8 protein-coding genes and 2 pseudogenes are annotated in these 11711 nt (G+C 65.5%); 8 read left to right on the plus strand and 2 right to left on the minus strand.

The genetic code is table 11. From position 1 onward, the window contains the following. From B207_RS39310 to B207_RS0130525, 8 genes and pseudogenes are all read left to right on the plus strand, one after another. On the plus strand, nucleotides 1-244 hold a 244-nt coding region (locus tag B207_RS39310; RefSeq protein WP_154675481.1), incomplete at its 5' end, for an integrase core domain-containing protein. A gap of 34 nt (nucleotides 245-278) precedes the next feature. Next, a pseudogene (locus B207_RS43235) lies at nucleotides 279-425 on the plus strand (transposase); the annotation flags it as partial. Nucleotides 426-441: 16 nt separating this feature from the next. Continuing rightward, nucleotides 442-598 (plus strand): annotated as a pseudogene (locus B207_RS43240) (IS701 family transposase); the annotation flags it as partial. Nucleotides 599-694: 96 nt separating this feature from the next. Then, nucleotides 695-3421 carry an FxSxx-COOH system tetratricopeptide repeat protein gene (gene fxsT / locus B207_RS36440; RefSeq protein WP_084692397.1) on the plus strand — a complete coding sequence of 909 codons (2727 nt, stop codon included), beginning with the start codon at nucleotides 695-697 and terminating at the stop codon, nucleotides 3419-3421. A gap of 108 nt (nucleotides 3422-3529) precedes the next feature. Further along, nucleotides 3530-4570, plus strand: coding sequence for an aldo/keto reductase (locus tag B207_RS0130510; protein ID WP_018640493.1), 1041 nt, complete (start codon nucleotides 3530-3532; stop codon nucleotides 4568-4570). A 138-nt stretch (nucleotides 4571-4708) separates the two neighbouring features. Continuing rightward, nucleotides 4709-5704, plus strand: a complete 996-nt coding sequence (aroB, locus tag B207_RS36445; RefSeq protein ID WP_018640494.1) for a 3-dehydroquinate synthase — start codon at nucleotides 4709-4711, stop codon at nucleotides 5702-5704. Next, nucleotides 5701-7416, plus strand: a complete 1716-nt coding sequence (locus B207_RS0130520; protein WP_018640495.1) for a pyridoxal phosphate-dependent decarboxylase family protein — start codon at nucleotides 5701-5703, stop codon at nucleotides 7414-7416. The genes aroB and B207_RS0130520 overlap by 4 nt, the downstream gene beginning before the upstream one ends. 46 nt (nucleotides 7417-7462) lie before the next feature. After that, nucleotides 7463-8335: a phosphotransferase family protein gene (locus B207_RS0130525; protein ID WP_195905382.1), complete on the plus strand. Its 873-nt coding sequence runs from the start codon at nucleotides 7463-7465 to the stop codon at nucleotides 8333-8335. A 319-nt stretch (nucleotides 8336-8654) separates the two neighbouring features. Here the strand turns inward: B207_RS0130525 and B207_RS0130530 are convergent, their stop codons facing one another. Both B207_RS0130530 and B207_RS0130535 read right to left on the minus strand, forming a co-directional pair. Beyond that, complete coding sequence (locus B207_RS0130530; RefSeq protein ID WP_026311607.1) at nucleotides 8655-10448, minus strand: reverse transcriptase/maturase family protein; 1794 nt, start codon at nucleotides 10446-10448, stop codon at nucleotides 8655-8657. A 565-nt stretch (nucleotides 10449-11013) separates the two neighbouring features. Beyond that, nucleotides 11014-11301 carry a group II intron maturase-specific domain-containing protein gene (locus B207_RS0130535; RefSeq protein ID WP_268258233.1) on the minus strand — a complete coding sequence of 96 codons (288 nt, stop codon included), beginning with the start codon at nucleotides 11299-11301 and terminating at the stop codon, nucleotides 11014-11016. Between the last annotated feature and the right edge of the window lie 410 nt (nucleotides 11302-11711).

Below are 11711 nucleotides of genomic sequence, written 5' to 3' on the forward strand. Positions count from 1 at the left end.
GATCCGCCAGTCCGTCGGCCGGACCGGGATCTGTTACGACAACTCGATGGCCGAATCGTTCTTCGCAACCCTGAAAAACGAACGTGTTCACCGCACCGTCTACCCCACCCGCGAACACGCCCGACGCGACATTGCCCGATACATCGAACTCCGTTACAATACGACACGCCGCCACTCGGCCCTCGACTACCGAACCCCACAGCAAGTCCACGATGAGTACTTGAAAAGACAGTCTGCTGCGTAGATCAGCTTAATAACGCCTGTCCGGAATTAACGGGGCACACCACTACTTCGCGCTCGACGGCACCGGCCACCGCAACCACCGAGCCCAGGCGTCCATGATCCGCCGGTACATCATCTGGCGGACCAACCATGTCCAAGATCAGCAGCTAAAGCGGGTCGTGGACTGGGTAAACGTAGCCTGATGCGGCACTCTAGTACTACGACTGGGCCCGGGTCGCCATCCGGGTCCGGATGTGGTGGGGGCGGGGCACTGGCTGCTCGCGCGGCGCAACCGCGCCTCCGCAAGTTGGCCTACTACGTCTGCTACGGCCCGCGGCGCACCACCCTGGCCCAGCTCGCTCAGGTCGCCGGCACGCTGTGACGGAAACCGGGGTTGTTGTCAGCTCTTTTGGCGTCTCCGCCATGATGGGGGGTGACCAGGATGAGTCACAGTCGTGGCGGCGGGGGCCGGATGGGTCGACAAGATTTTTTCATCTCGCATGCTGGCGCGGACGATCAGTGGGCGAGGTGGATCGGCTGGCAGTTGATCGATGCCGGGTACTCGGTCGAGCTGGACGTTTGGGACTGGGCGGCTGGTACGAACTTCGTGGACGCTATGCGCATCGCGCTGGAACGAGCCGACCGGGTGCTGGCGGTCTACACCGACGCCTACTTCGCGGGGCGCCATGCGCAGGCCGAGCACACCGCCGCTTTCACGAGTCCCAGAAGCGGGCGGATCGTGCCGGTCGTCGTGGAGAACTGTCAGATCCCTGAACTCTACGCTCCGCTGATCCGCGTCGAACTTGCCGGGTTCGACGAGCGCGAGGCTCGCCGCCGGCTGCTGGACGGAGTCGCCGACCGGAAAGGCCGGCCACCTCGGCCAGTGGCATTCCCCGGCCAAACGACCGCTGCTCACGACCTGACCGCCGCGGCGGCGAACGCGGCGGTGTTCCCCCGCCGGAAACCTTCGGTGTGGAACATCCCGGCCCGCAACCCGTTCTTCACAGGACGGAACGATCTCCTCGAGATTCTCGAAAATCGCCTACGGACAGTGCCTGGCGGGCCGGGCGAACCTGTGGCAATTGTACCACTGCAGGGGATGGGCGGGGTTGGCAAGACCCAACTGGCGATCGAATACGCCCATCGTCACGCAGTCGACTACCACGCGGTCTGGTGGGTCAACGCGGATAATCCCACCCTGGCTACCACCGACCTGATCGACCTGGCCACCGCGCTGTCCCTCCCCGCCGACGGGCCGCCGGTCACCGTACTGCGCTTGCTGTGGGCCACCTTGCGCGAGCGGACTGACTGGCTGCTGATATACGACAACGTCGATGACCCGGCCAGCCTAGCGGACCTGCGTCCCCCCGATACCGGTCAGATGTTGATCACCAGCCGTAATCCAACTCTTCGCCATGTGGCCGACCTGCTTGAGGTCGGCGAGTTCGATCGCGCGGAGTCCGTCGTACTGCTGCGACGCCGCTGCCCGGCCCTCTCCGGCGCCCAAGCCGATCAGGTCGCCGCGGCTGTCGGTGACCTGCCGCTGGCGGTCGAGCAGGCAGGCTGTTTCCTCACCGACACTAGTCTGGACGTCGCCGACTACCTCCAGTTGCTCTCCACCCATCCGGACCAGGCAGGGTTGGCCGACCCCACCCTGGATCGACACCCCGGCCTGGCCGCGGTCGTGGCCGCCAGCCGCGTGCGCCTGCACGCCGCCAGCCCGCCCGCCGCCGCGCTCCTCGACCAGCTCGCCTTCTGCGCCCCCGAACCTGTCCCTCTCACCCCCGAGACCACGGTCGCGGCGGGCCGCTTCGGGATCCGGGTGGGCAACACCGCTACGACTGCGACCGTCGTGCGACAGATCAAAAGCCTCGGGCTGGCCCGGCACGCCGGCACTTCCCTACAGCTCCACCGTCTCGTCCAGGCCATTCTTCGAGGCCGGCTGTCCGTCGACGAGCAGGTCCGCACCCATCGGGCCGCTCAAGAACTAGTTGCCACGGCAGCCCCAGGTGATCCGGACTCCCCCGCGTCCTGGCCGTCCTACGCCGCCCTTACCCCCCACGTTCAAGCCCTCACCGACGACCCGAACCCCGGTTCCAGCCCTGCCCGCCCCGAACCCGACCAGTTCCGCGCACTGGCCCTCGCCGTCACTCGCTACCTTCACACCTCCGGCCGCGACACCACCGGTCGTCTGCTCGCGGAACGGACCATGCTCCGTTGGACCCTCACCCTGGGTCCCACCCACCCAGACACGCTGGCATTGGCGACCAACCTTGCCGCCTGCCTCTGGGCGCTGGGCGATCAGAATGCCGCCCACGCTCTGCACGAGGACACCCTGGCCCGCCGCCGGCGCCTGCTCGGTGACGACCACCCCGACACCCTGTACTCAGCGAACAACTTCGCCGTCTGCCTGTGGGCACTGGGGGATATGGCCGCCGCCCGTGCCTTGCACGAGGACACGCTGGCCCGCCGCCGGCGCCTGCTTGGTGACGACCACCCCGACACGCTTCGCTCAGCGAACAACCTCGCCTGCGTTCTGGCTGACCTCGGCGAGCGCCAGGCAGCGCGCGCGCTAGACGAGGACACGCTGGCCCGCCGTCGGCGCCTTCTCGGTGACGACCACCCGGACACCTCGCACTCCGCGAACAACCTGGCCGAGGACCTCCGCGCATTGGGGGACGTGGCCGCCGCCCGCGCCCTACACGAGGACACCCTCGCCCGCCAGCGACGGGTGCTCGACGAAGATCATCCCAGGACGCTGCGCACGGCGCACAACCTGGCCGAGGACCTCCGTGCGTTGGGGGATGTGGCCGCCGCCCGCGCCTTGCACGAGGACACGCTGGCCCGCCGTCGGCGCCTGCTTGGTGACGACCACCCCGATGCGCTGCGCTCAGCCAACGACCTCGCCGTCTGCCTGTGGGCGTTGGGGGATGTGGCCGCCGCCCGTGCCTTGCACGAGGACACGCTGGCCCGCCGTCGGCGCCTGCTTGGTGACGACCACCCCGACACGCTTCGCTCAGCGAACAATCTCGCCGAGGACCTCCACACGTTGGGAGACCTGGCCGCCGCCCGCGCCCTGCACCAGGATACTCTGAGCCGCCAGCGCCGGGTGTTCGGCGACGACCACCCCGATACTCGGAAGACCGCGCAGCAACTCGATGACCTCGACCGGAAAGTGTCCGACGCGCGGTGTAACTGATCCGTAAATTTAGAAGAAGCAGTCTTGCTATGCACGACTGCTAGACTTTATCATTCTGGCTGTGTGCGCAACTCGCTGGGGGTCGAGTGACGCAGAGCATCGTCCGCGATGCCGGCGCAGTCGTCTGCCGTGCCGATGATGGAACAACGTTACCTAGGCGTATCGTCGCTGCGGGTCTCCGTGCTCACGTACGGAACCTGGATGACCCACGGTGTGCGGATCAGCGACACCGCCGCCGCCGAGTGCGTCGCCGTGGCGCTGGAATCGGGGATCACCTCGTTCGACACCGCGGACATGTACGGCAATGGTCTGGCCGAATCCTGTCTCGGTCGTGTCCTCGGCGGCGTCGACCGGACAACGGTGCAAATCACGTCGAAGGTGTTCTGGCCCACGGGTAGTCGGGGGCCGACGGACTGGGGTTTGTCCCGTCGCCACATCCGCACGTCGGTTCGGGCATCCCTCAAGCGCCTCCGTACCGACTACCTTGATCTGTATCTGGCGCACCGCTTCGACCGCTGGACTCCGCTAGAGGAGACCCTGACCGCGTTCGCAGAATGCGTCGCGGAGGGGATGACTAGGTTCGTGGGCGTGAGCGAATGGAAAGTCGACGAGATCGAGGCCGCAAAGCCGATAGCACGGGAGTTGGGGCTGCCCCTCGTGACCAACCAGGTTCAGTATTCCCTGCTGTGGCGGATTCCCGAGACGAGTATTGCGGACTTCTGCGATTCGGCCGACATCAGCCTGACGGCGTGGGCGCCACTGGCGGAAGGCGTGCTCACAGGCAAGTACCTGTCGGGGCCGCTCGGCTCAGGGATTCGGCGGGCTGATCACCTCGAGGACGGCCGGAAGATGCGCCGGCTCTTCATGGATTCCGAGACCACGGCTGCTCTGCGGCGGGCGCATGAGCTGGCCGCCGATGCGGGAACGACTCTGACGGAGGTGGCCCTGGGCTGGCTTCTGGCAAGACGCAACGTGGGGTCGGTCGTGATCGGCGCGTCCGCTCCGGAGCAGCTCCGAGAGAATTGCCGTGCGGTCACCAAGCCGGTCTCGGTCGACGTGATCGACGCCGTCGCGGAGGAATTGGCACCCGTTGCCCATCGGGATCCCAGCACGGTTGAGCTGGCTTCCCCGCTCGAGCCTCCCTGCTAGGCCCCGATGAGTAGCTCAAGGAGAGGGAGTGAGCGCGTCTTCCCGGACTGGGACTTCGGTTCCACCGCGATCGTGTTCCGGCCAGGTTCGCTTCACCTGCCTCCCACATGGATAAAGCGGTTTCCTGACGCACGGCAGATGGTGCTGGTGACCAGCAAAGCGGTGAGGTCCGGTCATGCGCGGTCTGCGGCCACGGCCCTCATGTCCTCGAGCCTGCCGACCACGGTCCTGACCGTACCAGACGGCGAACGGGCCAAGACGCTCTCAACCGTCCGGCGGGGATACGAACTGTTGTCCTCGCTCGGTTTCTCCCGCGGCGACCTGCTGGTCTCCCTGGGCGGAGGGACGGTCAGTGATCTGGCCGGGTTCCTTGCGTCAACCTGGCATCGAGGGACGAGGTTGATCCACCTGCCCACGACGCTACTGGCACAAATCGACGCCTCCGTCGGGGGTAAAAACGCCGTCAACTTCCAGGGGCTGCGCAATGCCGTGGGGACCTTTTACGACCCATCGCTGGTGGTCATCGACCCCGAGGTCCTGGCCAGCCTCTCCCGGCGAGACTTCAGCTCCGGGATGGCTGAGGTTCTGAAGTGCGGACTGATCGCTGATCCGCGGATCCTGTCGTGGGCGACCAGGTCGGCATCCACGACCAAAGACCTCAGCACCTCTGACGAAATGACGCTCTGCATACGGGCTGCCCTGGAGGTGAAGATCAGATTGGTCGAGTCCGATCCGTTCGACCGGGCGGAGCGTATGTTCCTGAACTACGGGCACACCGTGGGCCAGGCCATCGAGTCGGCAACGAATTTCCGTGGCTACCGGCACGGTGAGGCGGTTGGACTTGGAATGCTCGTGGCGGCTCGTGCGGGAGAGATCCTCGGGGGGACGGAGCCCGGCCTCACCGACCTGACGCGCGCACTCCTGAAGGAATGGTTCCTGCCGACCGAGGTGTCCCGGCTCTCGTTCGAGGACATCACGCCGTTCCTCGCGTCAGACAAGAAGCGGTCGTCCGGTCATCAGATATTCGTGATGGTCAGCGGACCAGGTCGAGCCGAGCTCATTCCTCGCCCGGAAGAGCGCGTCCTGCGTGAGGCCTTCCGGGTTCTGGCGCCGCAAGGAAGGAGCCCAGGATGACCGAGGATCACTCCAACGGGACGAGCGGGAATGAGGCCGCCGCGCCTGGAGAGAAAAGCTTTCTCGGGGAGCCGCTCGAGGAAAATCTCCTAGCTCCGGACGATGGGAATCTTACTCTCCTGGCCGATCGGCTGCGCGAACTCGTGGCTGCAGTCAAGATCAAGCGTGGACCACGTCAGGCACAGTTCTCTGGGGTCGATTTCTCCTACCCTGGTCCCGATGAGTGGCCCGAGATCCCTTCCGAGGGGATGGACCGCGAGAGCGCGCTGACGGTCGCCCTCGAGGGATTCGACGGAAGCTTCCGAGCGAATAGCCCGGACCTGATGTTCAATCTGTGCCCGTCGCCGCTGATCGACGCGGTCGCCATCGCCTCGTTGACCATGCAGATCAACCCCAACGCCATCTGGGACCTGACGTCCGGCCGGTTCGGCCTAGTGGAGGAACGGTGCATCAGACGCCTCGCGGGGCTCGTCGGGTGGGGACAGGACGTCGGTGGGACTTTCACGTCCGGCGGTAAGAGCACCCTGATGTACGCGATACGGCATGGGCTGCGCCGGATCGCCCCGGAGACAGTCGACGAGGGGATTCGGCGACCCTACCGCGTCCTGATCTCTCCTTTTGCGCACTACTCGATCGAAAGCGCATGCAACTGGCTCGGGCTAGGGCGCGGGTCGTGCCGGAGGGTTCCCGCGGATGCCCGAGGCGAGATGGACGTCGCGGCCCTCGAGAACGAGTTGAGGGTGGCGATATCTGAGGAAGTGATCGTGCCGGTGGTGCTCGCCTCGGGCGGATCGCTCATCGACACCCGGGTCGACGACCTCGCCGGCATACGTGCGGTGATCGACCGCGTGAGCGGCGAGCACGGCCTGGCCGTTCCGCCGCACCTGCATGCCGACACCGTGGTGACATGGCCATGGCTGGCGATCCGGCATCAGGACTGGCACCTCGACGACCTCAACCCCTCTTTGCGCGCCTCGATCCTCGAGGTCAGCACCCGCCTCGACGGTGTTCGGTTCGCCGACTCATTCGGTGTGGACTTCCACAAGACCGGTCTCGCCGCCTATTCCTCGAGTTGCTACGTGACGCGGCGGGGACACTCGCTCAGCCGGCTCGAAAGTCCTGTCGAGGGACCGGCCCCGTTCCTACGACGTCAGGGCGACCGATCGAGCTATCAGTGGACGATGGACAACTCACGGTCCTGCACCGGAATCGTGATGGCGGAGTTCGTCCTCGCCCGCCTCGGCCGGTCGGGGCTTTCCGAGTACGTCACCCGTCTGATGTCAGTGTCGAGGCTGTACCGCGAGTTACTATCCGATTCCTTCCGGGACCTGGGTGAGATCGTCAACCATGGATCGTTAGGCATGGACATAGTGGTGCGCCTGGCCTTGAGCACCTCGGCGGACGATCCCAGCTATCCGGACGTGTGCGAGAGCTTCCGGCAGTGGATCACGTTCTCCGCGTACGCGGAGTCCCACTCCCTGCTGCTGCCGGGCTACGTCCCCTCATACCGTGGCGGGCCGCCGGCGTTCCTCCTGCTGCCCAGCTCCTTGTACACCGACAAGGCCTCGGCGACGGCATCTCTTGAACGGTTGCGCTCCGCGCTCGTGGTCTTCCGGAATGCCAGCGGGTACGAGGGGGTGGCGGACCTCGACAAGGAGTCTCTCGAGGTTGAGGTAAAGGCTTGGCGTGGTCGTCCCGTTCCACCGCGGTGACGGGCCCCCGCGCGAACCCGTTGGACCCGACGAGGTACGACGGCATGTGGTCGGTCTGGCCAAGGTCGCCGGCCTGCCCGACCCGGAGCATCTGGACCTGCTTCGATGGGGGAACAACGTTTCGTTCGGTCACGCGTCGGGACACGTCTTCAGAGTCTCGCTGCACCCTGCAGGGACCGACCTGGCCCAGCAGGAGGTGCAGACAGCGAGGGCCCTGCGTCACGCCGACGTCCCGGCGGCCCGTCTCAGCGACCTGTGGCCGGTTCAACCGCTTGCGACAAGCGTGGGCGCGGTGACCGTGTGGCTCCGGATCGAGGGGAGGCCGGCCGGTACGAACGACTACGAGTCGCTCGGCGAGGTGCTCGCACGTTGGCACGGCATCCACTCTCTGCCGCGAGGACTGACACCGGTGTGGGAGGTGGAACGCCGTGCCCAGCGTCTGCCGGACTTGGGTGAAGCCGCTGAGCGCTCGGGGTGTCCGCCGGAATACGACTTCATCGTCGCCGAACTCGGCGCCGGGGTGCTCGGCGATCCGTCTCCGTTACTCGAATCCTCCGTCGACGAAGTGATCTGCCACGGCGACGCGCATCCCGGGAACGTGATCCTGACGGATGAGGGACCGGTCCTGGTCGATCTCGAGTATGTCGGGCTGGGCTGCCGTGAGTGGGACCTGAGCGAGGCTGCCGTCCACGTCCGTCGCTTCGGCCGACCAATCATCATTTGGCGCTCACTGTTCGAGCGGTATCCGGAGGGCTACGACGAGCAGCGGCTGCTCGCCATGGTCCGGGTCCGCGAGGTGAAGCTCGCGGCTTGGGCTCTGCGGAGGGCACTGACCACAGGGCACAGTCTGGACGAGGCACTGCTTCGGGTCCGGTCGCTCATGGACGACGAACTCAATCGGACCTGGACACCCGTCTGACCATGGTCGCGCTGTATCGCATCACTGAGCTGCGGATTGCTGATCGGAAAAGGACCGGAACGTGGGCAGGCTGGCGCCGACCCGTGCCGCGTTCGCTGGGTCGTGACGGTGGGTGCGGGATGGTGGGCTGGGTCAGGCGGCGGGGGGACTGTGTCGCCGTCGGTCGGGTAGCCCGGGGGGATCACACCCCCGGGCTCCCACAGATCCCGGCATGACGTAGGGTAGGCCGCCGACGAGGTGCCAGTTTCCTGGCCCTTTTCCGACGGCCCCCCTCCGAACCAGCCGTGCCCGCTTTCCGTAGCAGCTGGCTCTCCAGTGCCTATCGTGATCTGCGTGTGGGACGTCCGGCGTGGATGTCCTCGTGGCAGGCGCGGCAGACGACGAGGGTCTTGCGGTGGCGGGAGGCCATCCGTGTGACCCATTCGGGTTGCTTTTTCCGTCCCTTGGGGTTGAGGTCTTTGAGCGCCCTGATGTGGTGCACTTCGACCTGCTCCGTGGAGCCGCATAGTTCGCAGATCTCAGCCAGAAGCCGTTGAACGAGTTCCGACCGTTTTCCGTTCCAGATGCGTGACGGATTGTCGTTGAGGGGCCGTGGTGTGGTGTCCCGTGCCAGACTGATGCCGCCCCATTGCGCCACCAGCGGCGGTCGTCCGCCATCACGGTGCACGGTGACCTGAAGGCCACGACGTGGACCGTGCTCGGTGTCGAGTACGGCTCGGTAACGGCGGTAGACCTTCGGGACCGTGGTCCGGTACTTGCGGGCCAGGGTCTTGGTCAGTGACCGTTCCATGACGTACTTCAGGTAGCCGAGCCGATGGCGGTTGAACGCCAACCGGTAGTACTCCGCGACACCCCGGAACTCGGCTTGGAACTGCGCGACGATACTGAAGTCAGTATTGACGGTACGTTCGGTCCGCCGGATCGGCCTGCCGTGGTGCAGGTAGGGTGCGCACTTGGCACGGATGACATCGACCGGCACTTTCAGCCCGATCGCCGCGTTGATGCTGCGGTGGCCACGCTGATCGCGCTTGTGGTCGGCGTGTAACACCACTATCTCGTAGCCGAGGAACCGGGCGGCCTGCGTCCGCCCATGTGTGATCACGGTCTTGGTCGGGGACAGCTCCAACGCGAGTTCCTCCCGCAGGAACCGCCCTATCTCGTCCTTGATCTCCTCGGCTTCCTGCCGGGGGCCGGTGAAGCTCAGCAGCCAGTCATCGGCGTAACGGCAGTAGCGCAGCCGCCGGTAGGCAGGATCGCCGGGGTCGCGGGAGGGCATGGTTTTCATCTGCCTGCGCAGCGCAAGACCCGCCTCCCGGTCTCCCGCCTTCTCCAGCCTGGAAGCGCGTTGCCACAACCGCATATAGGGCCGATAGGGCGTGCGTCGCGCTCCCCGGTTATAGGCAGGTAAGAGAGTCTGTTCGATAAACCTGTCCAGCCGATCCAGGTAGATGTTTGACAGGACGGGCGAAACCACCCCGCCTTGCGGACAGCCGCTCAACGTCGCGTGGTAGCGCCAGTCCTCCAGGTATCCGGCCTGGAGCAGCTCGTCGATCAGGCGCAGGAACCGGCCGTCGTGGATTTTCTCGGCCAGGATCGACCTCATGATCGAGTGGTCCAGAGATCCGAAACAGTCGGTGACGTCGCCCTCGATGAACCACACCGTCCCGTGCCATTGGTGAGAGATTTCCTGCAAGGCGGTGTGGCAGCCACGGCCCGGGCGGAAACCGTGGGACCGGTCGGAGAACTGCGGCTCGTAGTACGCCTCCAGGATCAGACGCAGTACCTCCTGCAGCAGCTTGTCCGACCAGGTCGGCAGCCCCAGCGGTCGTTTCTTCATCGAGTTCTTCTTCTCGATGTAGGTGCGCCGAACCGGGGTCCATCGGTAACGCTCCTGCCGGAGCGCCTCGATAATGGCCTCGATCTTACCGAGGCTCATGCCGTCCACGGTCTCGCCGGTGGCCCCGGCGGTCATAGCCCCCTTGTTGCGGTAGATCTTCCCATAGGCGAGCAGAAACAGGTCCGGGTTGAACAGACACCGGTAGACCCTTTCCAACGGCAGCCCTCTCCTGCCGCGTTCACGAATGATCTCCAGTACGGTTGCGGCATCCCGCATCTCGCGTACCTCACCGTCCTTGTCGATCTGAGCACCTGGGTCCCTTCGCCCATGTAGACGGCTCTCCCGTCCTCCGAGGCAGGGCGTGACTCCCGCGACTACTACGGACCCTCCGTAGCCCTAGGGCTCGCGCCCCGTAGGCCATCCCGAATTCCTCATGCGCCAGACGTATCGAGCGTGACGTAGGCGTCCCGGTCCGTCCCCTTGAACGAGCTCGCTGCCCGTCGCCCGCCGGCCGGAAGGGTTCAGAGCGACGAAAGTCGGAATCGCTCCTATGCCGGCGGCCCCGACAACAGGCGCCGTGTCGGGAGGTGTGACGTTTGCACCGCTGGAGACTGGGCTTCAAGCAGTCTGGCCTTCGCCATATCACGCGGGCCTTGCACGGCAGTACCTTCGGCGCCTTCACGGCACCCCGCGCTTTCCCGCCATGCTCTTGTCCCCTCCCGGTTTCCCGTTCAGGTAAGGCGGGTGGCCCAGAGGTAACCTCCTCCCGAACCTCTGCCCCCTGCGGGGGCGATCTGGCGCCGAGTTAGACGGCGCACGATCTCTCGTCACCGGGCTCTTGTCATCCTGTCCGCCAGGACACTGCGGCCCACGCCCAGTGAGCGAAGAGCCGCGGCTGCTGGCTGATGATCCGCTGCCAGGCCGCCACAGCTCTCTTGACGTTTCGCAGCCGTCGATACTTCTTGCGGAGCCAGCGCATGATGTAGCCGTTGATACGCTGTAGGAGTGGGTTCAGCGCGGAGCGGTAGAACGCTCCGTAGTACTGCATCCAGCCTCGCACGATCGGGTTGATCCTGCGTGCAACCTGGCCGATATCAAGTCCGACCCAATGAGTGTCGGCGACGAACAACGCCAGCGGCCGTCGTGACCGCGCGCAATCTGCTCCTGTCGCCTATGGGAGAAATACTTGAACCGACGGGGCGTAGCAGCCTCAAACCAGAGATCAAAGGGCCAGCTCGTCAACCTGCGGGGGATAGGCGTACGGGTCGAGTCCCCCCTCGGACACAGCCACTAGGTCCACCAATGATCTTGGTGTGGCCTCAGCTGACACAACCTGCGTCTTATGGCTGTAGCTGAGGCGTAGCCCCAATTGCTTGTAGATCTCCGCTTTGTCGGCCGGATCTGCCGTGCGGAGGATGGCAAGGAACCCACCCAGGGCTTCGACTGGTGTGCCCCGTTAATTCCGGACAGGCGTTATTAAGCTGATCTACGCAGCAGACTGTCTTTTCAAGTACTCATCGTGGACTTGCTGTGGGGTTC

Source organism: Parafrankia elaeagni, assembly GCF_000374165.1.
Lineage (GTDB): Bacteria > Actinomycetota > Actinomycetes > Frankiales > Frankiaceae > Parafrankia > Parafrankia elaeagni.

Bases quoted from the DNA above. Each gene is read 5' to 3' on its own strand.
- fxsT (WP_084692397.1), top strand. From the start codon at position 695: ATGGGTCGACAAGATTTTTTCATCTCGCATGCTGGCGCGGACGATCAG.
- B207_RS0130510 (WP_018640493.1), top strand. From the start codon at position 3,530: ATGCCGGCGCAGTCGTCTGCCGTGCCGATGATGGAACAACGTTACCTA.
- aroB (WP_018640494.1), top strand. From the start codon at position 4,709: ATGGTGCTGGTGACCAGCAAAGCGGTGAGGTCCGGTCATGCGCGGTCT.
- B207_RS0130520 (WP_018640495.1), top strand. From the start codon at position 5,701: ATGACCGAGGATCACTCCAACGGGACGAGCGGGAATGAGGCCGCCGCG.
- B207_RS0130530 (WP_026311607.1), bottom strand. From the start codon at position 10,448: ATGCGGGATGCCGCAACCGTACTGGAGATCATTCGTGAACGCGGCAGG.